The sequence below is a fragment of the Hoylesella enoeca JCM 12259 genome, from assembly GCF_000613405.1.
Taxonomy (GTDB): domain Bacteria; phylum Bacteroidota; class Bacteroidia; order Bacteroidales; family Bacteroidaceae; genus Prevotella; species Prevotella enoeca.
In genome coordinates this window covers 1-1,263 of record NZ_BAIX01000106.1, presented here as the reverse complement: position 1 = coordinate 1,263, position 1,263 = coordinate 1, and the positions used below count along the sequence as shown (strand labels likewise).

Genomic DNA, 1,263 nt, shown 5'->3' with positions numbered 1-1,263 from the left:
AATACATAAATCAGCATAATACTGCTCTATTTGTAAAGGGCAGAAATATGCAGATTTAGGCAGAAGTTCAGTTACCAGAGTGTTACCTTGTTTTGATGTTGGTAACGATGGAGAAGAAATAGGTAACTGAATTATTATCGTTCGTGTGGCTATTGCTTCGGTCGGCAGTTTTCTGCGTAAGTGAGGAACGCTTTAATTCGGGTAATTTTGCCCACAAATATTAAAGCGTATGAAAACAGAGAAGATGAAGGTGTTGCTCTACCTTAAAAAGAGCGGTTTGGACAAGTCGGGCAAGGCTCCGATTATGGGGCGTATTACCATTGGGCGCTCCATTGCCCAGTTCAGTTGTAAACTTTCCTGCAATCCCGACTTGTGGAATCCTCGTGAGAGCAGGATGGACGGCAAGAGCCGCGAGGCGGTGGAGGTAAATGGGAGATTGGAGAATTTGTTGCTTTCCATTCAATCTGCCTATCAGTCGTTGATTGCCAAAGGGCAGCCATTTGATGCAACCGATGTAAAGGAGCTGTTTCAAGGCAGCGTACAGGCAAGATGCAGGCTCATCGAGAGATTGGATATGCTTATCAAGGAGAAAGAAAACCATATCGGTATAGACATCAAGGAAGAGTCTATGTGTGCTTATCATTCCACTCGAAAGCGATTGCAGGAGTTCATTCAGAAGAAATACCATATTTCGGACTTGGCTTTCTCACTGTTGACAGAAAACTTCATCTACGAATTGCAGACGTTCTGTCTCGGTGAACTCGGTCATCAGCAAAGCACATTCTTCAGAGTTGCTGCGGATTTGAAGACCGTCTGCAGGCTGGCTTATCGTGAGGGGCTGGCTGATACGCTTCTGTTTGATAAAGTACATATAGAACGAGGAGACAAGAAAGCACCTAAAGCTCTTGACCAAGAAGCATTGGACAAGTTGAAGGCACTCCGCTTTGATGAATTGGAAAAAGAAATGGAAACTGCTCGTGATGTGTTTCTCTTCGCCTGTTATATCGGTGCAGCCTATTGTGATTTGATGGAGCTAAGCAAGAAGCACCTTGTCCGTGATGATGCAGGTAGTTTGTGGTTGAAGTTCAACAGACAAAAGACGGGTGTGCTTTGTCGTATCAAACTGTTGCCGGGAGCAGTTCGATTAATTGAGAAAATGCACAGCGATGAAAGGGAAACACTGCTCCCCCATATCAAATATCCCACTTATCAGTCCTGTCTTAAAGCCTTGCGATTACGGGCCGGTATTTCTTTTCCCTTTAC

General features: G+C 44.5%; 1 protein-coding gene. It reads left to right on the top strand.

What is annotated here, in order from left to right; all coding sequences use genetic code 11:
• Positions 1-229: 229 nt before the first annotated feature.
• A partial coding sequence (locus JCM12259_RS12785) for a phage integrase SAM-like domain-containing protein (RefSeq protein WP_025066729.1) occupies positions 230-1,263 on the top strand: 1,034 nt, incomplete at its 3' end.